The sequence below is a fragment of the Streptomyces sp. NPDC004732 genome (assembly GCF_040609235.1).
GTDB lineage: Bacteria > Actinomycetota > Actinomycetes > Streptomycetales > Streptomycetaceae > Streptomyces.
Window position 1 is genome coordinate 38,458 of the sequence record NZ_JBEXJR010000019.1, and the last position, 22,333, is coordinate 60,790.

The 22,333-nt window shown below is 70.9% G+C and carries 16 protein-coding genes; 11 read left to right on the forward strand and 5 right to left on the reverse strand.

Annotated elements, in window-relative coordinates; translation table 11 throughout:
- Positions 1-5: 5 nt before the first annotated feature.
- The 3 genes from ABZV77_RS38290 to ABZV77_RS38300 all read right to left on the reverse strand — a co-directional run bounded on the left by ABZV77_RS38290 (position 6) and on the right by ABZV77_RS38300 (position 3,458).
- Positions 6-2,291 (reverse strand): NHLP family bacteriocin export ABC transporter peptidase/permease/ATPase subunit, encoded by a 2,286-nt coding sequence (locus tag ABZV77_RS38290; protein ID WP_356267252.1) that lies wholly within the window; start codon positions 2,289-2,291, stop codon positions 6-8.
- A complete protein-coding gene (locus ABZV77_RS38295; RefSeq protein ID WP_356267254.1) occupies positions 2,288-3,094 on the reverse strand; it encodes an HlyD family efflux transporter periplasmic adaptor subunit in 807 nt (268 codons plus the stop codon). Before ABZV77_RS38295 ends, ABZV77_RS38290 begins: the two co-directional genes overlap by 4 nt.
- Before the next feature lie 136 nt (positions 3,095-3,230).
- The gene (locus ABZV77_RS38300) at positions 3,231-3,458 is read right to left on the reverse strand and encodes a type A2 lantipeptide (protein ID WP_356267256.1); all 228 of its coding nucleotides are present in this window, start codon (positions 3,456-3,458) and stop codon (positions 3,231-3,233) included.
- Positions 3,459-3,979: 521 nt separating this feature from the next.
- On the opposite strand from ABZV77_RS38300, the gene ABZV77_RS38305 reads away from it, so the two are divergent.
- The 6 genes from ABZV77_RS38305 to ABZV77_RS38330 all read left to right on the forward strand — a co-directional run bounded on the left by ABZV77_RS38305 (position 3,980) and on the right by ABZV77_RS38330 (position 12,531).
- Complete coding sequence (locus ABZV77_RS38305) at positions 3,980-5,350, forward strand: wax ester/triacylglycerol synthase family O-acyltransferase (RefSeq protein WP_356267258.1); 1,371 nt, start codon at positions 3,980-3,982, stop codon at positions 5,348-5,350.
- 70 nt (positions 5,351-5,420) lie between these two features.
- On the forward strand, positions 5,421-6,917 hold the full coding sequence (locus ABZV77_RS38310; protein WP_356267260.1) for an SDR family NAD(P)-dependent oxidoreductase: 1,497 nt from the start codon (positions 5,421-5,423) through the stop codon (positions 6,915-6,917).
- 487 nt (positions 6,918-7,404) lie between these two features.
- On the forward strand, positions 7,405-7,578 hold the full coding sequence (locus ABZV77_RS38315) for a hypothetical protein (protein ID WP_356267262.1): 174 nt from the start codon (positions 7,405-7,407) through the stop codon (positions 7,576-7,578).
- Positions 7,579-7,779: 201 nt separating this feature from the next.
- On the forward strand, positions 7,780-9,690 hold the full coding sequence (locus ABZV77_RS38320; protein ID WP_356267264.1) for a family 20 glycosylhydrolase: 1,911 nt from the start codon (positions 7,780-7,782) through the stop codon (positions 9,688-9,690).
- Between the two features lie 40 nt (positions 9,691-9,730).
- Positions 9,731-11,323 carry an alpha-L-fucosidase gene (locus tag ABZV77_RS38325; protein ID WP_356267266.1) on the forward strand — a complete coding sequence of 531 codons (1,593 nt, stop codon included), beginning with the start codon at positions 9,731-9,733 and terminating at the stop codon, positions 11,321-11,323.
- A gap of 302 nt (positions 11,324-11,625) precedes the next feature.
- A complete protein-coding gene (locus ABZV77_RS38330) occupies positions 11,626-12,531 on the forward strand; it encodes a nitroreductase/quinone reductase family protein (protein ID WP_356267268.1) in 906 nt (301 codons plus the stop codon).
- 7 nt (positions 12,532-12,538) lie between these two features.
- Here the strand turns inward: ABZV77_RS38330 and ABZV77_RS38335 are convergent, their stop codons facing one another.
- Positions 12,539-13,588: a LacI family DNA-binding transcriptional regulator gene (locus tag ABZV77_RS38335; protein ID WP_356267270.1), complete on the reverse strand. Its 1,050-nt coding sequence runs from the start codon at positions 13,586-13,588 to the stop codon at positions 12,539-12,541.
- A gap of 268 nt (positions 13,589-13,856) precedes the next feature.
- Between ABZV77_RS38335 and ABZV77_RS38340 the strand changes: the two genes are divergently transcribed.
- The 5 genes from ABZV77_RS38340 (at position 13,857) to ABZV77_RS38360 (ending at position 21,648) form a co-directional block, all read left to right on the forward strand.
- Complete coding sequence (locus ABZV77_RS38340) at positions 13,857-15,155, forward strand: extracellular solute-binding protein (RefSeq protein ID WP_356267272.1); 1,299 nt, start codon at positions 13,857-13,859, stop codon at positions 15,153-15,155.
- A 20-nt stretch (positions 15,156-15,175) separates the two neighbouring features.
- Complete coding sequence (locus tag ABZV77_RS38345) at positions 15,176-16,147, forward strand: sugar ABC transporter permease (RefSeq protein ID WP_356267274.1); 972 nt, start codon at positions 15,176-15,178, stop codon at positions 16,145-16,147.
- A 92-nt stretch (positions 16,148-16,239) separates the two neighbouring features.
- Positions 16,240-17,061, forward strand: a complete 822-nt coding sequence (locus ABZV77_RS38350) for a carbohydrate ABC transporter permease (protein WP_356267396.1) — start codon at positions 16,240-16,242, stop codon at positions 17,059-17,061.
- 38 nt (positions 17,062-17,099) lie between these two features.
- Complete coding sequence (locus tag ABZV77_RS38355; RefSeq protein WP_356267276.1) at positions 17,100-18,377, forward strand: glycosyl hydrolase; 1,278 nt, start codon at positions 17,100-17,102, stop codon at positions 18,375-18,377.
- A gap of 253 nt (positions 18,378-18,630) precedes the next feature.
- Positions 18,631-21,648: a glycoside hydrolase family 38 C-terminal domain-containing protein gene (locus tag ABZV77_RS38360; protein WP_356267278.1), complete on the forward strand. Its 3,018-nt coding sequence runs from the start codon at positions 18,631-18,633 to the stop codon at positions 21,646-21,648.
- A gap of 18 nt (positions 21,649-21,666) precedes the next feature.
- On the opposite strand, the gene ABZV77_RS38365 is transcribed toward ABZV77_RS38360, so the two are convergent.
- Positions 21,667-22,290, reverse strand: coding sequence for a hypothetical protein (locus ABZV77_RS38365; protein ID WP_356267398.1), 624 nt, complete (start codon positions 22,288-22,290; stop codon positions 21,667-21,669).
- Positions 22,291-22,333 lie beyond the last annotated feature (43 nt).

The window sequence follows — 22,333 nt, forward strand, 5'->3', positions numbered from 1 at the left end:
TCACCTCAGTGCTCCTTGACCAGGTCGGCGTAGGGCCCACCGGCCGTGACGAGGTGTTCGTGGCGGCCGCGTTCCACGATCTGGCCGTGGTCGAGCACGACGATCTCGTCGCTGTCCCGCACGGTGCTCAGGCGGTGGGCGATGACGACGCAGGCGCAGCCGCGGCGGCGCAGATTGTCGATGATGACCTGCTCGGTCTCGGCGTCCAGGGCGCTGGTCACCTCGTCGAGCACGAGGATGCTCGGGCGGCGGACCAGGGCCCGCGCGATCTCCAGGCGCTGGCGCTGCCCGCCGGAGAAGTTGCGCCCGTCCTGCTCCACACGGCCGTGGATGCCCCCGGGCCTGCGGGCCACCACCTCGTACAGGCAGGCGTCCTGGAGGGCGGCCACCACCGCGTCGTCGGGGATGGAGGGGTCCCACAGGGCGACGTTGTCGCGGACCGTGCCCTCGAAGAGGAAGACGTCCTGGTCCACGAAGGAGACGGAGGCGGAGAGCGCGCCGCGCGGGATGTCCTCCAGACGCTGTCCGTCGATGCGGATCGTGCCCTCCCACGGGCTGTAGAGGCCCGATATCAGCCGGGAGACCGTCGACTTGCCGCTGCCGGAGCCGCCGACGAGCGCCACCTGCTGTCCCGGCCCGACCGACAGCGAGAAGCCGGTCAGGAGCGGCTTGTCCAGGGGGCTGTAGCCGAAGGTGATGTCGTCGAGGGTGACGTGCCCCGTGAGGCGGCGGGTGCTGGCGGCGGGTTCGGGGCGCGAGTAGAGCGTGTCGACGGGGAAGTTCTCGACGTCCTTGAGGCGGGCGACGTCGGCGGCGAAGTCCTGGATGCGGCCCGCGACGCCGTTGAGGCGGGTGATCGGCGCGGTGAACCGGGTGACGAGGGCCTGGAAGGCGACGAGCAGTCCGATCGACAGATGTCCCTCGACCGCGCGCAGACCGCCGATCCACAGGATCAGCGCGCTGTTGAGGGTGGCCAGCGTCGGCGCGACGACACCGAGCCAGGCGCTCGGCACCCCGAGGCGCTGCTGCTCCTCCAGCGTGGTGGCGTGCTGGCCCGCCCAGCGCCGGAAGTAGCCGTTCTCGCCGCCGGTGGCCTTCATCGTCTCGATCAGCTGCAGGCCGGTGTACGAGGTGTTGGTGAGCTTGGCGCTGTCGGCGCGCAGCTTCTGGGTGCCGGTGGCGCGCAGCCGGATGACGACGCGCATCGCCACGATGTTCAGCAGGGCGATGCCGACACCGACGAGGGTGAGCTGCGGATCGTACGTCCAAAGGAGCGCCGCGTAGAGGAGTACGACGATGCCGTCGACCCCGGCGGCGGTGAGGTCGCGGGCCAGGGTTTCGGCGACCGCGTCGTTGGACGCGAGGCGCTGCACGAGGTCGGCGGGGGAGCGCTGGGCGTAGAACGTGACGGGCAGGCGCAGCAGATGGCGCAGGAAGCGGGCGCTGCCGAGGGTGGAGGAGATGATGCGGCCGCGCAGCAGGTTCGCCTGTTGCAGCCAGGTCAGCACCACGGTGAGCGCCACCATCGCGCCCATCGAGGCGAACAGCGCGCCGAGCAGCGAGGTCTGGTGGCCGACCAGGAACAGGTCGATGTACGTCCGGCTGAGCGCGGGCAGCGCCGCGCCGACCGCGACGAGCAGCAGGCTGGCGAGGAGCGCGGCGAGCATCGTGCCCGTGGTGCCGCGCAGCCGCGCGGGCAGGGCCTTCATGACGCCGGGCCTGCGGCCGCCGGGACGGAAGTCCGCGCCCGGTTCGAGGACCAGGACGACACCGGTGAAGCTGGTGTCGAAGTCCTCGGACGGCACGAAGCGGCGGCCCTTGTCCGGGTCGTTGATGTAGACGCCGCGGCGGCCGAGGCGCCGTCCCGCGCCGTCGTACACGACGTAGTGGTTGAACTCCCAGAACAGGATCGCGGGCGCCTTCACCTCGGCCAGCGCGGCCGGTTCCATCTGCATGCCCTTGGCCGTCAGACCGTAACTGCGTGCCGCCTTCAGGACGTTGCTGGCCCGTGAGCCGTCGCGGGAGACGCCGCACGCGATGCGCAGCTCCTCCAGGGGGACGTGCCGTCCGTGGTGGGCGAGCACCATGGCGAGTGCGGCGGCGCCGCACTCCACGGCCTCCATCTGCAGGACGGTGGGGGTGCGGACGGTCTTGGGCCGCCTGCCCTTGGACGCGGGGCGGGGCGCCGCGCGGCGGCGGTTGCGGGGTGGGTCGTCGGGGCGGTGCCTGCGACGGCCGCCGGGGGGCGGCAGTTGCTGCTGGTGCGCGGGGGAGGGGCTGGGAGCGGTCACGGAAGCAGCCAATCGATCGGGCGCTGCTCGGCGAGGTGGAAGGCGCCGGTGGCCGTGGTCATGGAGTCGAGCGCGAAGGGCGGTCCTGAGGCGGTCGACCAGGCGTAGCCGGACTTGGTCGCGGACGACGGGTCGAGCCGTACGAGGACGGCCACGGGCGGTCCGTCCTTCGTGAACTGCTTCGCCAGTTCGCCGTCGCCGAGGAAGCCGGTGATCTTCTGGCGGCTCTGTGCGGCGCGGCCGATCGCCTTCACCCGGCCGCGCAGCGTCCCGTACTGCTCCGTGGGCACGGCCTGGACGGTGAGGTCCACCGAGGCACCGACGGGTACGGTGGCCGCGCTGTCGGAGGGAACGTAGAGCATCGCCGTGAGCGGGTCGTTGCTGCCCGCCACGCGCTCCAGGGTCGCCACGTCGGCGCCGGTGGTGACGACGGTCCCGATCCTGGCGACGAGTGCGCTCACCCGGCCCGCGGCGATCGCGCGCACGACCTTGTCGCCCTGCTCCGTACGGACCTTGAGCACGGGGGCGCCTGCCGCGAGCCGTTTGCCCTCCTCGGCCAGGACGCGGGTCACCTGGCCGGTGACGGGGCTCTGCAGGACGTAACTGCCCTGGCCGTGGGTGAGGATTCCGGGTGCCCGGAGCGTCGAGGAGAGCGATCCGGTGACGGCCCAGACACCGGAGGCGGCCATGACGACGAGGGTGACGGCGAGGACGAGCAGGCCCTGGGGACGGGCGTAGCGCACCGGCAGGTCGAGTTCCTCGGGCGACTGCAGTTTGGACAGGGCCTGTTGGCGGAACTGCACGGAACGCTTCCCTTACTGTGCCTGAGCCTGGGGCTACGGTGCCTGAGCCTGGGGCTGCTGCGCCGATGCGTCCGAGAGCCCCGGAACCTGAGGTTCCGGGGCTCACGAATCATGGCGTCTCGATGAGCGAAAAGGCTCAGAGACCGGCGGTCAGGCCGGAGGCCAGGCCGGTGACGGCGCCGGTGTTGAGGCCGGTGGCACCCTCGACCGTGCCGACGACGCCGCCGACGACGCCCGAGACCGGGGCGATGGAGTCAACGGTGCCGGTGACGTTGCTCGCGACACCGGCAACGAGGCCGCCGGAGACGTTGTCGAGGTCGGCGTCGGAAATCTCGAGGGTCTCGACCTGGGGGACGTTGTTCATGGTGTGAGACTGCCCTTCTCATGAATGGTGCATAGGTGTTTCCAGCTCCGCGGAATCTGGGGATTCGAATTCCGCGGCGGCCAGGATCAAAGCACGTTCGCAGCTCGTACATCCAATCGACGGAGCGACGGTTCGGCGCGGTTGTGACGCCGTATCACCGCTGCGTGCAGGCAGGTTCACCGCGTCGCGGCAGCTCCTTCACAAGATTCACAGATGGGAATCCAGGATGCGGAGCGACTCCTTCCAACAAATCGGACACTTACCCGTCGAAGGGTGATCCGTGTGGTCAATGCATGGAAATTCACGGGCGGCGGGGACCGAATTGCGTGACCGGAGTGCACATTCGCTGTGCAGGTTATTTGAAGGCGTGCCCAATCGTGACCGAAGCGGACATCGAGGGGCAGTTCAGGCCTTAATCTGTTGTTAACTCTGCGTAGCATGATCGTACTTGACCGTAGTCGTCAGGAGCGATTGACTCACGTCCGTCAGCCCCGCATCGTCCTCGACGAGAGAGCGAGTCCGTGACTTCATCGTCTGCACAGAGCTCTGACCTGCTCGTACCTCTCGATCTGGCCTTCTGGAACATCGAGACCGCCGAACACCCCATGCATCTGGGGGCGCTCGGTGTCTTCGAGGCCGACGGACCCGACGCGGCGGACCGCGCCGCCGGGCTGCTCGCGGCCCGCGCGGCGGCCGTGCCCGGACTTCGCATGCGCATACGTTCCGTCCTGCTGCCCGTCGGCGGCGCGACGCGCGTACCGATGCCCGCATTCGACCCGCTGGAACACATCCGGCTCACGGCCCCCGTCGCCGACTTCCACGCCGCGGCGGGGGAGTTGATGCAGCGTCCGGTGGCGCGCGACCGGCCGCCGTGGGAGGCGCACGTACTGCCGGGCGCCGACGGCACGTCCTTCGCGGTCCTCTTCAAGTTCCACCACGCCCTCGCCGACGGCCTGCGCGCACTCACGCTCGGCGCGGCCCTCCTCGACCCCGTCGACCTGCCCGCCTCCCGCGAACGCCCGCCGGTCCCCACGGCCTCCCCGTGGTCGGTCCTTGACCCCCGCAAGCTTCCGGAGCGCGTCCGCGGCACCGTCGCGGAAGTCGGCCAGGCCCTCGGCATCGGCACCTCCGTGGCGCGCGCGACCCTGGGCGTACGCTCCTGCGCCGCGCTCGCCTCGTCCGCCACCGGCACCCGCCGCACCGCCGGAGTCGTCCTCGACCTGGACGACGTGCACCAGGTGCGCAAAGCCGTCGGCGGCACCGTCAACGACGTACTGATCGCCGTGGTCGCGGGCGCCCTGCGCCGCTGGCTCGACGAGCGCGGCGACTGCAGCGAGGGAGTCGAGCCGCGCGCCCTGATCCCCGTCTCCCGGCGCAGGCCCCGCACCGCGCAGCCCCCGGGCAACCGGCTCTCCGGCTATCTGGTCCGGCTCCCCGTCGGCCACGAGGATCCCCTGGAAAGGCTGCGCAGCGTGCGCGCCGCCATGGACCGCAACAAGGACGCGGGCCCCGAGCGGGGCGCCGGAGCCGTGGCGCTGCTCGCCGAGCACGTGCCGTCGCTCGGCCACCGGATCGGCGGCCCCGTCGTCGCGCAGGCCGCCCGGCTGCTCTTCGACATCCTCGTCACCAGCGTCCCGCTGCCCGGCATCGGACTGCGGCTCGGCGGCTGCCGCCTCGCCGAGGTCTACCCCTTCGCGCCGCTCGCCCGCGGCCAGTCGCTCGCCGTCGCCGTCTCCACCTACCGGGGGCGAGTGCACTACGGGCTGGTCGCGGACGCCGCGGCCGTGCCCGACCTGGCGCTCCTCGCGCAGAGCCTGCGGGACGAGATCGACGCCCTCGTGGCGGTGTGTGCCAGGAACACGGGTTTGGTGAGCAGGCCCGCCGCTACGTAAACTCCTCCTTTTGGAGCTTCCGCGGACGACCAGATGCGCCGTGGCACGGATGGACACGAGGACAGCGGCGATGACGGTGACAGACGCAAGCCAGGAGGGGCCCGTCGAGCACGAGGCGTACGGCCCCGGCATCGACCCGGACCGTCTCGCCGTCTGCCTCGCCGTGCTCGACGAGCTCGACAAGCTGGACGTCGACCACCCGGACGCGATCGCCGTGCGCCGGGCCACGGCCGGGATCTACCGGACGGTGAAGCAGCGCCGCCGCCAGGAGCGCCGCGCCGCCAAGACCGCCCACGACAAGGCCGTCACCGAGTCCACCGCCACCGGCTCCGCGCAGCGCATCGACGACGAGACCGAGGGCCTGCTGCCCTCGTCGCAGACGGAGGAGGGCCGGATCGCGGGGATACTCCAGCGCCCGCGCTCCTGCTACACCTGCAAGGCCCGGTACGTGGAAGTCGACTACTTCTACCACCAGCTCTGTCCCGACTGCGCCCGGCTGAACCGGAACAAGCGCGACGCCCGCGCCGACCTCACCGGCAAGCGCGCGCTGCTCACCGGCGGACGCGCCAAGATCGGCATGTACATCGCGCTGCGCCTCCTCCGGGACGGCGCCCACACGACGATCACGACCCGGTTCCCCAAGGACGCCATCCGCCGCTTCAAGGCGATGGACGACTCGGCCGACTGGATCCACCGCCTGGAGGTCGTCGGCATCGACCTGCGCGACCCGGCCCAGTCCGTGGCCCTCGCCGAGCGGCTCACCGCGGCGGGCCCGCTGGACATCCTGATCAACAACGCGACGCAGACCGTGCGCCGCCTGCCCTCCGCCTACGCCGCGCTGGTGGAGGGCGAGAGCGCGCCGCTGCCCGCCGGGGAGCTGCCCGCCCACTCCGTCATCGGCGCCTTCAACTCCGGCGCGGTCGACGGCCTCGCCGCGCTGCCCCTCGGCACCAGCGGCCTGGACGCGCAGAAGGTCGCCGACCTCGCCCTCGTCGCGGGCAACGCCAGCGTCGCCAGGCACCTCGACGGCACCGCCATCGACGCGGGCGGCCTCGTCCCTGACGTCGTCGACAGCAACACCTGGGTGCAGACCATCGAGCAGATCTCCCCCGTGGAGCTCCTCGAGACCCAGCTGTGCAACTACACGTCGCCGTTCATCCTGATCAGCGCGCTGCGCCAGGCCATGGCCGACGCCGCGAAGAAGGCGCCGAGCGGCCGGGCCCACATCGTCAACGTCTCGGCGATGGAGGGCGTCTTCGGCCGTGGCTACAAGGGCGCGGGGCACCCGAACACCAACGCCGCGAAGGCCGCGATGAACATGGTGACGCGCACCAGTGCCCAGGAGATGTTCCAGACCGACGGCATCCTGATGACCTCGGTGGACACCGGCTGGATCACCGACGAGCGCCCGCACTACGACAAGCTGCGTCTTGCCGAGGAGGGCTTCCACGCGCCGCTCGACCTGATCGACGGCGCCGCCCGCGTCTACGACCCGGTCGTGCGCGGCGAGGCGGGCGAGGACGTGTACGGCGTCTTCCTCAAGGACTACGAGCCGGGCAAGTGGTAAACGGCTGAGACGCCGTCTCACCCCTCGGACAGCCGGTCCGGGTCGCCGCATACCGCGGGATCCGGACCGGCTGTCCCTTTTGCGCCAGTCGTAAGCGGTTGTGTGCCCGCCGTGACCGGACCCGCCGCCAAGCCCCAACACCCGCCGTCGTCACAGGTGGTGGCCGAGATGCACCCGTGTGTGCCCGTCGCCCGGCGGGGTCGTCGGGTGCGTGTCCCGTCCGGGGCTCGGGGAGCCCCGGCCCCCGCGGCCCCAGGAGGCCGCCAGGGCGCCTTTGTCCGGAATCCACTCCGACTCAGGTCCCCATCGAGCGCGGGCGCGCTCATTTGGTTAATGTAGTGCGAACGGGCGGCCACGGGAGATCCACAAGCATCTCCCGGCCGCTCCGGGGACAGGCCGGCACCACGGCCGCGGTCCCGCCAGAGAACGGCGCCACCGCGACCGAACTGCCCTTGTCCTTCCGTTACGCGACACAAAGGAGTGCGCGGTGACACCAGATCTGACGAAGCACGAAAAGCGACCGGCGGAACGCGGCGGCGAAGGGGTCGGACGGCCCCAGAAGCTCCGCAATCTGGAGGCGTGGGCCAAAGCGGCCCCCATCCGTCTGGCCGGCTACGAGGACGACCTCGCCGAGCCGCACATCCTCCCCGGTATCGACTGAGTCGGCACCGGTCCGGTCCGCTTCGCCACGTGCCCCCTGCCCTCCATGGCCGGGGGCACAGGCGTGTCCGGAGGGTCATTCATCCGATGGTTCCGGCCGAATCGCGGCGCCGGGTGCTGAGGAGAGGCAGTGCAAATGTCCAAGTCCCCGGGGCGCACGATGCATTGACACTCTTGTGGGGCGCTTGAATCATCGGACCTCATGACCGAACTGCGTTCGCTCCGATTCTTGGGTGTCTCGGGAGTCTCGGGTGTCTCGGGAGTCCTGGGAGTCTTGGGCACGGCCGTCGCGGCAGCCCTGCTGCTCGCGGTCCCCCTCCCGGCGGCCACCGCCCAGGAGACTGCCGAGGCGCCCCCGACGACCGTCCCCGCGCTCACCGACTGGACCCCCGCCGAGGGAAGCTTCCGCTACGGCCCCGGCACCCGCCTCGTCGCACGCGATCCCGCGTCGCGCCGGGTCGCCGCCACCCTCGCCGACGACCTGAAGGCCGCGGGCAAGGGGCGCGTCCCCGTGACCCGCGATGCGGCGCGCGACGGAGACGTCGTGATCGACGTCGACCGCACCCGGAAACCGCTCGGCGCCGAGGGCTACGACCTGCGGGCGGGCGAGCGACTGGAGATCACCGGCGCCCGCGAGGCCGGAGCCTTCTACGGCACCAGGACCCTGCTCCAGCTCCTGGCCCGGAGCGACCGCGTCCCGGCAGGGCGCACCGTCGACGTGCCGCGCTACAAGGAGCGCGGCGTCGGAGTCTGCGCCTGCTACATCAACATCTCCACGCCGTGGCTGGAGAACCTGCTGCGCGACATGGCCTACCGCAAGCAGAACCAGCTGCTCCTGGAGCTCAAGGTCAAGAGCGACGCACACCCCGAGGCCAACTCCTGGGGCTACTACACCAAGAGCGAACTGCGCCGCCTGGTCGCGCTCGGCGAGAAGTACCACGTCACGATCGTCCCGGAGATCAACTCACCGGGCCATATGGACCCGTGGCTGGAGAAGCGCCCGGACCTGCAGCTCACCGACTCCGACGGCAAGCCGCAGCCGTCCCGCCTGGACATCACCAAGGACGCGTCCTTCGCCTACTACAAGAGCCTGATCGACGAGTACGCCGAGGTCTTCCCCGCGACCTCGTGGCACATGGGCGCCGACGAGTACATGCTCGGCTCCGACTTCGCGAAGTACCCGCACGTCCTGGAGTACGCGAAGAAGAAGTACGGCGAGAACGCCACCCCGCAGGACGCCTTCATCGACTTCGTGAACCGCGTGCACGCCTACGTCACCGGCAAGGGCAAGGACCTGCGCATCTGGAACGACGGCCTCACCGGTGCCAACACCGTGCCCGTCGCACCCGGCACGACCGTCGAGCACTGGCTGGACGTGCGGACGAAGCCCAGCCGCCTCATCGAGCAGGGCCACCCGCTGATGAACGCCGCCTACTCCCTCTACCTGGTGCGCGGCGGCTTCCACACCGACACGCGGAAGCTGTACGACGAGCAGTGGGACCCCCGGACCTTCGAGGGCGAGAAGCTCGCCACCCGCGACGGCATCACCGGCGCCAAGATCAGCCTGTGGCCCGACAACGGACGCGGCGAGACCGAGAACGAGGTCGCCGCCGCCATGGCTCTGCCGCTCGCCCACATCGCCCAGGTCACCTGGGGCGACGCACACCCCGACCCGACGTACGCCGAATTCACCGACCGCGCCGGAGCCGTGGGCCACGCGCCAGGGTGGCGGGACCTGGCGAAGGTGCCGGTCGCCGACGGGACGTACACCCTGCGCGACAGCGAGGGCCTGGCCGGGCCCCGGGACGTCGAGGTCGAGCGCACCGCCGACGGGTACGCGACGCTGAAGGACGCGGCGAGCGGGAAGTGTCTGGAGACCCGCAGCGGCAAGCTGACGCTCAACGTGCCGCTGCAGCCCGGCACGGCCGTCACCGAGGAGACCTGCGACCCCGCGAACACGCTGCAGCGGTGGGAGATCACGCGGGTGCCGGGCGGCCACCGGCTCACCAACGCCGTCACGCGCATGGCCGCCCACGTCACGGACGACGGGCGGACCCTCCAGTACCCGGCCGACCAACGGCCGCCCACCACCTGGACGTTGACCGCACACTGACCGGCCCCGCCCCCTGACTCCCGAAGGAGATCGGCACCTGATGACCGTCAGCAGACGCCTCTTCATGGCCGCCGCCGTCACCACGTCCGTCGCGGCGTCGAGCACCGCGCTCGCCGCGGCCGCCACCGCTCGGCCCGTTGGAGCATGGCCCGGTGGAGCAAGGCCCGGTGGCGCGGAACCGCCCCACCGCATCCGCATCGGCCCCGCCGACACCCCCGACACGCTGGTCGCCAAGGCGGCCCGGGTCCGCCCCACCGCACGGCAGATCGCCTGGCAGCAACTGGAGCAGACCGCGTTCCTGCACTTCGGCGTCAACACCTTCACCGGCCTGGAGTGGGGGACGGGCGACGAGGACCCGGACGTCTTCCAGCCCTCCGCGCTCGACACCGACCAATGGGCGCGCGCCCTGCGCGACGGAGGATTCAAGCTCGCCATCCTCACCGTCAAGCACCACGACGGCTTCGTGCTCTACCCCTCGCGCTACACCCGGCACAGCGTCGTGAGCAGCAGCTGGCAGGGTGGCAAGGGCGATGTGCTCCGGTCGTTCGCCAAGTCGCTGCGGAGGTACGGCATCAAGGTCGGCGTCTACATCTCGCCCGCCGACGAGAACCAGTACCTCGATGGCGTCTACGCCAACGGCAGCAAACGTGCGGCGCGCACCATCCCCACCCTGGTGCCCGGCGACGACCGGGCGGGCTCCCGGCCGCGCTCCTTCACGCTCGACGCCACCGACTACGGCGCCCATATGCTCAACCAGCTCTACGAAGTACTCACCGAGTACGGCCCCGTGGACGAGGTGTGGTTCGACGGGGCACAGGGCCGCATCCCGCCGGAGAAGGTGGAGACGTACGACTGGGACAGCTGGTACGCGCTGATCCGCGCGCTCGCCCCGGACGCCACCATGGCGGTGCGCGGCCCCGACGTGCGCTGGGTCGGGAACGAAGGCGGTCTCGCGCGCGAGAACGAGTGGAGCGTCGTCCCCGTCAAGGACTCCGGCAACGGCAGCATCGACTACGCCCTCAAGTACGACGCGCCCGACCAGGGCAGCCGCGAGGCGCTCGCCGAGGCGCGTTCCGTCGCCCAGTACCTGCAGTGGTGGCCCGCCGAGTGCGATGTGTCCATCAGGCCGGGATGGTTCTACCACGATGACCAACAGCCCAAGACGGTCGAGCAGTTGACGGACATCTGGTTCCGCTCGGTCGGCCGCAACTCCGTGCTCCTGCTGAACATTCCGCCGGACCGGCGCGGCCTGCTCCCGGACGCGGACGTGGCGCGGCTGCGCGAGTTCCGCGAGCGCATCCGGCGCGAGCTCCCCGTGGACCTCGCGCACGGCAGTCACCCGCGGCACGACCGGGCGGCCGGTGCGGTCACCGTCGACCTCGGGCGGGCGCACGAGGTCGACCGGATCCGGCTCGCCGAGGACATCCGGCACGGCCAGCAGCTGGAGCACGCGGTCGTCGAGGCACGCGTCGGCGACGGGTGGGAGACCGTGACCGAGGTGGACACGGTGGGGGCGAGCCGTGTCCTGACGCTCGCCGGGCCGGTGACGGCACGCCGGTGGCGGCTGCGGGTGACGCGGTCGCGGAGCACGGTGCGGATCGCGGAGTTCGGCCTCTACCGCTCGGAGGTGTGAGGCGGGCCCGCGTTGACATGCGGGGGAGTGGGTGACTGTAATGGTGCTCGTGCCGCGTGGCGCCGACCAGAGAGCAGTGGGCAGGTCGGCGAGCGGGCGAGCACCTTCACTCAGGGACGACGCCGATGAGTACGTCATGAGTTCTCACCGCCAGGCCATCGCCTGACCCGCGCGCCTTGCGCGCGCCGCCGGTCACGCCTCCTGCGTGGCCCGCGACTCCCCTCGTTCACACCGCGACGAACGCCGTCGGCCGATGCTGCCGACGCGGTCCCGCGTACCCCGTACGGAGATGCGACACCGTCATGCCCACACCCTTCAACCAGTCCGTCATCGACGAGTTCCGAGCGGGCGGCGGAAAGGTCGGCGGCCCCTTCGAGGGCGGCGACCTCCTCCTGCTCACCACCACCGGAGCGAAGTCCGGCAAGCAGCACACCACCCCGCTCGGCTACGTCCGCGACGGCGGCCTGCTCCTGATCGTCGGGTCGGACCTCGGCGGCCCGCGCCACCCCGACTGGTACCACAACGTCCTCGCGCACCCCACGGTGAGCGTGGAGCTCGGCACCGAGACGTTCGAGGCCGTCGCGGTCCCCGCCGAAGGGGAGCGGCGCGACCGGCTCTTCGGGCGGGTGGTGGCCGCCGACCCCGGATACGGCGCGTACCAGGCGCGGACGAGCCGGATTCTGCCGGTCGTCGTCCTGGAACGGCCCGCGCACGAGGCCGACATCCCCGAAGAGGCCACCGACTTCGCCGACAAGATGATTCAGGTCCACCTCTGGCTGCGCGGCCAGCTGCGGCACGTGCGCGACGAGACCGACGCGTACTTCGCCGCGCTCGCCGGTCACCGGGGGCCGGGCGCGCCGCCGTCGCCGGGTCTCGGCCTGCAGATCAGGCAGCACTGCCTGGCGTTCTGCGACGCCCTGGAGTTCCACCACACCGGCGAGGACGCACATCTCTTCCCCACCATGGCGGGCTACCACCCCGAGCTGCGCGAGACCTTCGACCGGCTCGCCGAGGAGCACCGGAAGGTGGCCCGCATCCAGGGCGGACTCGCCGGGCTCCTGGCGGATGTCGGGGGCGCGGACCCCGTACGGTTCCGTGCTGAACTCGCGCGCATGTCACAGGAGTTGACGTCCCACCTCGACTACGAGGAGGAGTCGCTGCTGCCGATCCTCGCCGGGCTCCCGTGGCCTCCCGGGCCGCCCGCGTGACACCGGGTCACCCTCGTGCCCGCCCCGTGCTCTCGCGTTCGATGAGCCGGGGCAGCGGCACCTGAACCGTGGCCCCGGGCCCGTCGTCGAGGAGGGCGAGGAGCTCGCGGGCCGCGGTCCTGCCGAAGGACACCGTGTCCCGGGACAGGGCCGTCAGCCACGGGTGCACCATGCGGCACAGCGCCGAGTCCTCCCAGGCGACCACCGAGACGTCGTCCGGGACCGTGAAGCCGAGGGAGGTGGCGGCGGCGACCCCGGCGACGGCCATCACGTCGTTGTCGTACACGAGCGCCGTCGGGGGCTCGGCGGACCCCAGGACCCGCCGGGTCGCGGCGGCGCCCTCGGTGTCGGAGTAGTCCGTCGTCACCGAACGCACCCCGGACAGCCCGCGGCCCGCCGCCTCGACGCGCAGCGTGCGGATGCGGCGCTCGGTGTGCGCGAGCCCCTCCAGGCCCGCGATGTGCACGATGCGACGGTGCCCGAGCGCATGCAGATGGCCGACGACCGAGGCCATCGCACCCGCGTCGTCCGCCCAGACCGTGGACAGGCCGGGGTGCCCGGCGTCCGGGTCGGGCACGCCGCCCGTCACCACCGCGGGGAGCCCCAGCTCGTCGAGGAGCGCGGGCCGCGGGTCGTCCGTGCGCGGGTCCACCACCAGGACGCCGTCCACCCGGTGCTCCGCCCACCAGCGGCGGTAGACCGCGCACTCGGCCTCGACGTCCTCCACGACCTGGAACAGCAGTCCCAGGTGCCGCTCCGCGAGGACCTCCTGGACCCCGGAGATCAGCTGCAGGAAGAACGAGTCGACGCCGAGGGTCGCCGCCGGGCGCGCCACCACGAGGCCCACCGTCGCCGAACCCTCGCCGGACAGGGCGCGCGCCGCCGTGCTGGGCCGCCAGCCCAGCTGTTCGGCGACCCTGCGCACCCGGTCACGAGTGATGTCCGAGACGCCGGGCCGGTCGTTGAGCGCGAAGGAGACGGCGCTCTCGGAGACCCCGGCGCGGCGCGCGATGTCCTTCATGGTCGGCCGGCGCGCCGGTGACCGCTTGCCTTGCACCCGTTGCCCCTTTCCTGGCTCCCGGATACTAATGCGCTTGAGCGCTCAGACTCTAAAGCGCATTAGTCGTCCGCCGCAAGACCTTCAACGCACCCTCCTGACCTGCTCAGTTGCCCGGATGATCGACCGATCTTCGATTTATGTTCCACGAATCCATTGACTTTGCGCCACAGTTCCATGCAGGGTCTGCCTCGGCGTGGATTGCCCGGCTCGGACGGTTGCAGTCACCGCCGTCTCACGCTGGGCCGAGCAAAGGAGCCGTTTCACCGTGCGTATCTCCCGTAATCCCCGCAGAGCGGTCGCCGCAGGCGCCGTCCTCGCCGTCCTGCTGCCGTTGAGCGCCTGTGGTGACGGAGACGACGGCGGAGGTTCGACCGACGCGTCGGGCAAGGTCGAGGGTGAGATCACCTTCCAGACCTGGAACCTGAAGGCGAACTTCAAGTCGTACTTCGAGGGCGTCGTCGACGGCTTCGAGGCGAAGTACCCGGGCACGAAGGTCAGGTGGGTCGACCAGCCCGGCGAGGGCTACGCCGACAAGATCAGCGCCGACGCGGCCGCTGGCACCCTGCCGGACGTCGTCAACGTCTCGCCCGACCTCGTCGCCCCGCTCGCCAAGGCGGGCCTCGCCCTCGACCTGGACAAGTCGGCGGGGAAGTACGAGAAGGAGTACCTCCCCGGAGCCTGGAAGAGCCACCAGATACCGGGCATGGAGGGGACGTTCGCCTTCCCCTGGTACCTCAACACCGGGCCGCTCTTCTACAACAAGCGCCTGTTCAAGGACGCGGGTCTCGACGAGAACAAGCCCCCGACGACGTACGACAAGCTCTTCGACGACGCCCTGGAGCTGGCCGACAAGAGCGACGGCAAGGTCGCCACGCTCGCCAACGTCCCCACCGTCGAGGACTTCGGGCGCTACGGCGTCCCGCTGATGAACAAGGAAGGCACCGGCTTCACCTTCAACGACGCCAAGGGTGTCGAACTCCTCACCAAGTACAAGAAGTTGTACGACGCGAAGGCCCTGGACGGGCAGGCCCTCACCGCGACGCCCGAGTCCACCGGCAAGAAGTTCCTCACCGAGGCCGTCGCCATGAACCCGGGCAGCGCGCTGGACCTGGAGAAGTTCAAGAAGGACGCGCCGCGGCTCTACAAGAACATCGGCATCACGCCGCAGATCAGCAGCACCGGCAAGGACAACATGTACGTCATGGGCGTCATGGTGAACACCAAGACGAAGCAGACGCCCGCCGCCGTGGCCTTCGCGCACTACGTCACCGACGCCCAGCGCCAGATGGAGTTCGCCAAGAAGGTCGCGATCTTCCCGAGCACCGAGGGCTCCCTCGACGACCCGTACTTCACCAAGCAGGACGGCAAGGACGAGACGCGCGTGCGCGTGGCGGCCGCCAAGTCCATCAAGACCGCGGTGAACTACACCCCCGTGCTCTTCAGCGAGCAGATGAAGGTCGAGCTGCGCAACTCCGTCGCCAAGGCGCTGCAGGGCAAGGAGAGCCCCAAGGAAGCACTTGACAACGCTGTCAAGAACTGCGACCGGCTGCTGCAGCAGAGCTGAGACCAGGAACCGGTACCGCCATGAAGAGCTCCACCGCCTCCCAGGCCGCCCCCACCGACATCGCGACCGCAGACGCCGTACGCAAGGAGCCGCGCCCCGACGGGCGCGGCCCCCGCCGCGGCATCCGGCGCCAACTGCCCAGCAGCCCCTGGCTGTTCGCGGCGCCTGGCCTTGTGATCGTCGGCGTGTTCATCCTCTATCCGTTCCTCAGCACGCTGAACAACGCGTTCACCGACAAACGGACCCTCATCGAGGGCGACTACGTCGGCTTCGCCAACTTCCAGGAGCTGTGGCACGACGAGATGTTCTGGATCGGCCTGCGCAACAGCACGCTGTACGTCCTCGGGGTCGTGCCCGCGCTCGTCATCCTGCCGCTGCTGCTCGCCCTGCTGGTCCAGAAGCACATTCCCGGCATCACGTTCTTCCGCTCCGCCTTCTACACGCCGGTGGTCGCGTCCATCGTCGTGGTCGGCCTGATCTGGGTGTGGATGCTCGACGAACGGGGCCTGGTCAACGCCCTGTTGGAGGCGGTGGGGGTCGGCAAGGCCGGATTCCTCAGCGACCAGTGGCTCCTCCTGCTGAGCGCCATGGCGGTCACGGTCTGGAAGGGCCTCGGCTACTACATGATCATTTACCTCGCGGCGCTCGCCAACGTGCCCCGCGAGCTCCACGAGGCCGCTTCCGTCGACGGGGCGGGGGCCGTGCGCCGCTTCTTCAGCGTCACCGTCCCCGCCGTGCGCTCCACCATGGTGCTCGTCGCCGCCCTCTCCTCGGTCGCCGCGTTCAAGGTGTTCTCCGAGGTCTATCTGATGGCGGGGCCCACCGGCGGCCCCGCGGGCGAGGACACCACGCTCGTGATGCTCGTCCAGCGCGTCGGCACCGGACTGACCGGGCGCGTGGGCTACGCCTCGGCCATCTCCGTCGTCGTCTTCGTCGTCACCGTCGCGCTCATGCTGCTCGTCCTGCGGGCGGACCGGAAGGAGGACGCGTGACCACCATCGACGGCGGTGCGCGCCACGAGACACGCACCGACAAGGCCCGCAAGCCGCGTCGCAGGCGGATCACCGACGAGAACGGCCGCAGGATGCCCGTATGGGAGATCGTCCTGCGCTACGTGCTCCTGATCGCGGTCCTCGCGCTCATGATCGGCCCGTTCCTCTGGCAGCTGTCCACCGCGCTCAAGGGCCCGCACGAGAACATCTTCAGCTCGCCGCCGAAGTTCCTGCCCGACGACCCGACCCTGCACAACTTCGAGCGCGTCTCGGACACCATCCCCGTCTGGGACTACGCGCTCAACTCGCTCAAGGTGGCCGCCGCCAACGTGGTGACCAACTGCGTGGGCGCCGCGCTCGCCGGATACGCCCTGGCGCGCCTGCGCTACCGCGGCCGCAGGGCGGCCACGATCGCCTTCGTCCTGGCCATGCTGGTGCCCGTCGAGGGCATCATCATCGCCCAGTTCACCACCATGCGTGAGCTCGGTCTGAACAACACCCTCATCGGTGTGCTGCTGCCCGGCTGCGTCTCCGCGCTCAACGTCCTGCTGATGCGCAACGCCTTCCTCAACGTGCCCTACGAGATCGAGGAAGCCGCGTTCGTGGACGGCGCCAACGTCTGGCAGCGGTTCCTGCGCATCGCGCTGCCCGCCGTCAAGGGCACCCTCGCGGTCGTCGCGATCTTCGCCTTCATGGGGGCCTGGGACGACTTCCTGTGGCCGCTGATCGTGCTGAGCGACCCGGACCGCTTCACGCTCACCATCGGCCTGAACTACCTGCACGGCACCTTCGCCAACGACGAGCGCCTCGTCGCCGCCGGCACCGTCATCGCCGTGCTCCCGCTGATCATCCTCTTCGCCTGCCTGCAGCGGTACTTCTTCCGCGGTGTGGGCGAGGGCGCGGTCAAGGGCTGAGCGGCACCACCCCGAACTCTCCAGAACCAGGATCCGCATTGCCTTCCGCATCGCCTTCCGCAACCCCCTCCCGGCCGCCCTCGGCCCGGCCGCGCTTCGGCGCCAACTACACGCCCGGTCAGGGGTGGTTCCACCACTGGCTCGACTTCGACCTCGACGCCGTACGCGCCGACCTCGACGCCATCGCCTCGCTCGGCCTCGACCACATCCGGGTCTTCCCGATCTGGCCGTACTTCCAGCCGAACCGCACCCTGATCCGCCCGCGCGCCGTCGACCAGCTGGTCCAGCTCGCCGACGCCGCCGCCGAACGCGGACTCGACGTCAACGTCGACGGCCTCCAGGGACACCTCTCCAGCTTCGACTTCCTGCCCGCGTGGACGCAGACCTGGCACCGGCGGAACATCTTCACCGACCCCGACGTGGTGTCCGGGCAGGCCGACTACTTGCGCACCCTCGCCGCCGCCCTCGCCGACCGGCCGAACTTCATCGGCATGACCATCGGCAACGAGATCAACCAGTTCTCGGCGGGCCCGCACCCCGACCCCGACCGCATCACCCAGGAGCAGGCGGAGAGCTGGTTGCGCACCGTCCTCGCCGCCTGCGAGGAGGGCGCGCCCGGCAAGCTGCACCTGCACGCCGAGTACGACGCCGCCTGGTACCAGGACGACCAGCCCTTCACCCCGGCGCAGGCCGCCCGGCTGGGCGCGGTGACCGCCGTGCACTCCTGGGTGTTCAACGGCACGGCCCAGCGCCACGGCCGCACGGGGGTGGCGACCCGTACGCACGCCGCGTACATGATCGAGCTGTCCAAGGCCTGGGCCGTCGACCCGCACCGCCCCGTCTGGCTGCAGGAGGTCGGCGCGCCCGCGCCGCTGATCCCCGCCGAGCACGCCGCGGCCTTCACCGAGGACACCGTGGAGTCGGCGCTCGACTGCCAGGACGTGTGGGGCGTGACGTGGTGGTGCTCGCACGACGTCTCTCGCGACCTCGCCGACTTCCCCGAGCTGGAGTACAGCCTCGGCCTGCTGACCAATGACGGCAAGGTCAAGCCCGCGGGGGCCGCGATCGCCCGGATCGCGGAGTCGTGGCGCGACCGCACGTACGCGCCCGCGCCCCGGACGACCGCGCTCGTCGTGGACGACGACCCTTCCCGGCGCTCGGAGTGCGCTCCCGGAGGGGCGGTCTTCGAGGCGTACGCACGGCTCGTGGCGGACGGAGTACGCCCCACGGTGGTCCTCGCCGGACGGGCGGCGGACTCCGGGCACCTCGCTGCGCGGGGCATCACGGAGGTCGTGACACCGGGGGAGGTCCGCTAGGCCAGAACGCTCCTCCTTCCCCGACCCCGCCCCTTCCCGATACCAGGGGGCTCCGCCCCCTGGACCCCCAAATCGCCCTTCGGGCTCGTCCTCAAACGCCGGACGGGCTGAGTCTTTATCTTTCAGCCCCTCCGGCGTTTGAGGAGCGGGGTCTGGGGCGGAGCCCCAGTTCGGGAAGGGGCGGGATCGGGGAAAGCCCACCGCCCACCCGCCCCCCACCCACTCGCACCAAAGAACCACCGGGAGACCCCTCATGCATGACGACCGCACCCTCGTCGAAGCCCGACTCAAGCGCGTTCTGGACGAGCGCATCAGGCCCGCCGTCTACCCCGTCTCCGTGCCGCTCGACGTCGCCGTGTGGAACGCGCCGGGCGAGCCGGTCCCGGTGGCCGAAGGGCTCGCCGCGGAGCCGACGCCGACCGCGGCCGGTGAGAAGTGGGGGGCGCCCTGGGGGACCAGCTGGTTCCGGGTGACCGGGACCGTGCCGAAGGAGTGGGCGGGAAAGACCGTCGAGGCCATCCTCGACCTCGGCTTCGACGAGAACATGCCGGGCTTCCAGTGCGAGGGCCTCGTCTACCGCCCCGACGGCACCCCCGTGAAGGGCCTCAACCCGCGCAACCAGTGGGTGCGCGTCGCGGCCCCCGCCGAGGGCGGCGAGGAGGTGCGGCTGCACGTCGAGGCCGCGTCCAACCCCGTCATCCTCGACTACCACCCCTTCCTGCCCACGCAGCTCGGCGACAAGGAGACCGCGGGCAGCGAGCCCCAGTACAAGCTGGAGCGCATGGACCTCGCCGTCTTCGACGAGACGGTGTGGCAGCTCGTCATCGACCTCGAAGTCCTCGGCGAACTGATGCAGGAACTGCCCCAGGACTCCGGGCGGCGCTACGACATCGTGCGCGCGGTCGGCCGCGCCCTCGACGCCGTCGACCTCCAGGACGTGAACGGCTCGGCCGCCGCGGCACGGGCGCAGCTCGAAGGGGTGCTCACCACCCCCGCCGAGCCCTCGGCGCACCGCATCAGCGCCGTCGGGCACGCCCACATCGACTCGGCGTGGCTGTGGCCACTGCGCGAGACGGTGCGCAAGGTGGCGCGCACGACGTCGAACATGACCGCGCTCATCGAGGACGAGCCGGACTTCGTCTTCGCCATGTCGCAGGCGCAGCAGTGGGCGTGGATCAAGGAGCACCGCCCGGAGGTGTGGGCGAAGGTGAAGAAGGCGGTCGCCGACGGGCGGTTCGTGCCCGCGGGCGGCATGTGGGTCGAGTCGGACACCAACATGCCGGGCTCCGAGGCGATGGCCCGGCAGTTCGTGCACGGCAAGCGGTTCTTCCTCGACGAGTTCGGCGTCGAGAACGACGAGGCCTGGCTGCCCGACACCTTCGGCTTCGCCGCCGGGCTTCCGCAGATCATCAAGGCGGCCGGGTCCAAGTGGCTGCTCACGCAGAAGATCTCGTGGTCGCAGACCAACCGCTTCCCGCACCACACCTTCAACTGGGAAGGCATCGACGGCACCCGCATCTTCACGCACTTCCCGCCCGTCGACACGTACAACTGCTCGATGAAGGGCAGCGAGATCGCCCACGCGGCGAAGAACTTCAAGGACAAGGGCGTCGCCCGGCACTCCCTCGCGCCCACCGGCTGGGGTGACGGCGGCGGCGGCACCACCCGCGAGATGATCGCCAAGGCGGGTCGACTCCGTGACCTGGAGGGTTCGGCGACCGTCCAGTGGGAGACCCCGGCCGCCTTCTTCGAGAAGGCGGAGGCCGAGTACCCCAACGCCCCCGTCTGGGTCGGCGAGCTCTACCTGGAGCTGCACCGCGCCACGCTCACCAGCCAGGCGGGCACCAAGCAGGGCAACCGACGCAGCGAGCACCTGCTGCGCGAGGCGGAGCTGTGGGCGGCCACGGCCGCCGTCCGCGCGCCCGATTTCGCCTACCCCTACGAGCAGTTGGACCGCGTCTGGAAGACGGTGCTGCTCCACCAGTTCCACGACATCCTGCCCGGCTCGTCCATCGCCTGGGTGCACCGCGAGGCCCGTGCGACCTATGCGGCCGTCGCCCAGGAACTGAACGGCATCATCGACAAGGCGCAGCGCGCCCTCGCGGGTGAGGGGTCCGGCGCACTGGTCTTCAACTCCACGCCGCACACCCGTGACGGCGTGCCCGCGGGCGGTGCCCGCGCCGCGGCGGTCGACGGCGCCTCGGCGATCGCCACGCGCGCGGACGGCGGCTACGTCCTCGACAACGGTCTGCTGCGGGTGGAGATCGACGGGCGCGGCCTGGTCGTCTCCGCGTACGACCTGGTGGCGGGCCGGGAGACCGTCGCGCCCGGAGGGGTGGCCAACCTGCCCCAGGTGCACGCCGACTTCCCGAACATGTGGGACGCGTGGGACGTCGACGAGTTCTACCGCAACACTGTCACCGACCTGGTCGAGGCGGACCGGGTGGAGGCGGTCGACGGCGCGTCGGTCCGTGTCGTGCGCACCTTCGGCGACTCGCGCCTCACCCAGGTGCTCACGCTCGCGCCCGGTGCCCAGCGCCTCGACATCGACACCGAGGTCGACTGGCACGAGACGGAGAAGTTCCTGAAGCTCGCCTTCCCGCTGGACATCCACGCGGAGCGGTACGCCTCGGAGACCCAGTTCGGTCACTTCTACCGTGCCACGCACACCAACACGAGCTGGGAGGCCGCCAAGTTCGAGGCGTGCAACCACCGCTTCGTGCACATCGAGGAGCCGGGCTGGGGCGTCGCGCTGGTCAACGACTCGACGTACGGCCACGACGTGACCCGCACGGTCCGTACCGAGGACTCCGGCACGACCACGACGGTCCGCGTCTCGCTGCTGCGCGCCCCGCGCTTCCCCGACCCCGAGACGGACCAGGGCGTGCACCGCTTCCGGCACGCCTTGGTGCCGGGCGCGGCGATCGGCGATGCGGTGCGCGAGGGCTACCGCATCAACCTGCCCGAGCGCAGGATCACCGGGGGCTCCGACGTGGCGCCGCTGGTGACGGTCGACGAGGACGCCGTCGTCGTCACGGCCGTCAAGCTCGCCGACGACGGCAGCGGCGATGTCGTCGTCCGCTTCCACGAGTCGCGGGGCGGACGGGCGAAGGCCACGCTCACCACGGGGTTCGCCGCGGGCTCGGTCGCGGTGACCGACCTGCTGGAGCGCCCGCTCGACGGGGTGACGGCACCGGAGCTCGCGGACGACGCGGTGTCGGTGACGCTGCGGCCGTTCGAACTGGTGACGCTGAGGTTCACGCGGAGCTGAGGCCCCGCACCGCCCCCCTCACCCGTCGGCCCGCAGCCACACGCGCAGCGGGCCGACGGGCTCGAACCCCTGGCGGAGGGCGGCCGCCAGGTCGTCGCCGTGCTCGTACCCGACGACCGGCACCCCCGGCCAGAGCCGGTCGGTGGCGTCCAGGCAGGAGCGCCACGCGCCGTCCAGGTCGTCGTCTGCGGCGAAGAGGTTGGAGACGCCGATGACGGAGGCGCCGGGGTAGGCGACGGCACCCGCGCTGATCGCCCCGTCGGCCGTGTCCGCGAGGAAGACCGCGCCGTCGTCGAGCAGGGCGGCCCGGAACAACCCCTCGCTCGTACCGTCCCCGCTCCACGCGGCCTCCCAGGCGGCCAGCCGCTCGCCGCCCTCGACGGGCTCCCAGACGCCCGGCGCCCGCCCGCCGTCCGTCGCGGGACGGTGGATCCACTGCGCCTCGAACAGCACCTCGAACCCGGCTGCGGAAAGGTCGAGCACACCGAAGCTGTCCTTGACGGAGGCGCCGGGTGAGGTGAGGTCGATACGGGACACCACGTCGTCGGGCGTCGCGTCGGGGGAGAGCGTCACCGCGTCGGGATACAGCGGGGGAGTGCGCCGAGGGCTGGCCCAGACGCCGCCTTCGACGGCGCCGGGCACGCCGTGGGAGCGGCAGACGGCGTCGCACCAGGCGGCGTTGTTG